This is a genomic window from Bacteroidota bacterium, assembly GCA_039821555.1.
Lineage (GTDB): Bacteria > Bacteroidota > Rhodothermia > Rhodothermales > Rubricoccaceae > JBCBEX01.
Window position 1 is genome coordinate 1 of the sequence record JBCBNX010000047.1, and the last position, 1,683, is coordinate 1,683.

At 65.4% G+C, this 1,683-nt stretch carries 2 protein-coding genes; both read left to right on the forward strand.

Annotation, left to right across the window (positions count from 1 at the left end; all coding sequences use genetic code 11):
• A partial coding sequence (locus AAFU51_18775) for a T9SS type A sorting domain-containing protein (GenBank protein ID MEO1573294.1) occupies positions 1 to 1,259 on the forward strand: 1,259 nt, incomplete at its 5' end.
• A 148-nt stretch (positions 1,260 to 1,407) separates the two neighbouring features.
• A partial coding sequence (locus AAFU51_18780; protein MEO1573295.1) for a hypothetical protein occupies positions 1,408 to 1,683 on the forward strand: 276 nt, incomplete at its 3' end.

The following is a 1,683-nucleotide window of genomic DNA, read 5'->3' on the forward strand; positions in this document are numbered from 1 at the left end:
ATCGCATCGAGCCGCTCGCCCGGATGAATCTCGACGCGAACAACAAGCTAGCCTGGCTCGCCGGGGGCTTCCCAGCAGCATCGCTCGCTTCGGTAACGGACCGAAAGCTGGCGTGCGACGCGCTCCAGTGCGGCAATGACTACATCGATCCAGGCGAGGTGATGGAAGTCACCATTGATTTCGAGAACATCGGTTTGGGTCCACTCTCCGGGGCAACGTACCGGCTTGTCAGCGACAACCCGAACCTCATCCCACCGAGCGAGACAGGCCGCATCGCACTGGCAGCGGGGGGCGTCACGAGCGACACGCTGGATGTTCAAGTGCGCCCTGAGACGCCGCTCGGGATTGAGGAGGGGCTCGCTGTCGAAATCGACATCGCCGGGGCGGTCTTCACGTTCCAGCTCGACCCAGTCTTGATCGGCACCGAACTGCCACTGTTTGAAGACGAGGCAAGCACCCTTACCAACTGGAGCCTGGCGGGCAACACGGCCTGGCGAGTGACGACCGATGGAGACGCCGGTTCGGTGTTCACGGAATCACCGGACGGCTTCTACGGCCTGGACGCCACCGCCACCCTGATTCTCGACGAACCGCTCGACCTGAGGGGGGTATCTCGCCCAATCCTGTCGTTCGACACCCGATGGGACATCGAGCCGGATTACGACGGGGGGCAGGTGCTTCTCTCAAGCAATGGGCGTCCGTTCGTAGCGCTCAAAGGCGTCTACACGACGCCCGGGGCAGATACGGGTGATTTTGGTATCCAGGAAGTGGGGGCACCCTACTACGATGGAACGCAATCGACCTGGGTCCGCGAACATGTCTCCCTGTCCAACTACGCGGGGTTCGCGGGGCTGACCTTGGCGTTTCAGTTTCAGTCCGATGACTTCGTCGTAGCGGACGGCTGGTACGTGGACAACATCCGCGTGAGTGAGCTCGTGAGCATCTTCGACGTGGACGCCGAGGCACAGCCTGAGGCCATGGAGCTAAGCATCGGGGCCCTGTATCCCAACCCGACGGCGGGCGATCTCGTCGTAGACTTCGCGCTGCCTGCCACAGGGGCCGCCGTTGTTGAGGTGTTCGACCTGCTCGGGCGCCGCGTGGCCGTACTGGCCGATGGCGAACTCCTGGCGGGCGCGCACCGGCTCACGTGGGACGGTCGAAGCGCACACGGGCGCCCGCTCAGCACAGGGACCTACGTCCTGCGGCTCGCAGCGGACGGGCGCGTCCTCACCCGGCGCTTCGTCCGGGTCGGAGGCTAGTCTCGGTCGCTGCGGCTAGCCACACGGTTTGAGCGCGGGCGGCGCGCGCACAGCGGAATAGTTGTACCCTGTGCATGACACAGGCACGGCCTCGCGGGTAGATGGCGTGCGTCCTTCCGAATCAAAAAGCGCCCCACGTCCCCCGATGATGCCTCGTTTCGCCCCCGCTGCTACTCTCGCGCTGGTCTTCACGTTCGCGCTGGCAGCGCCACCCACTCTGGGACAGGCAGAGCCGTTGTCCTACGCCGAGGTCTGCTTCACGCAGCCTATGGAGACCCTGATCCCGTCCCTGGCCAGCGCGGGCCTCGCCCTCGACCACGCCCATCGTCACAAGACTCCCCTGGGCATGGAGACGTGCGCGGTGCTCAACGACGCCGAGCAGGCCCGCCTCGCCCAGCGCGCCATCCCCCACCGCCTCGCCGTC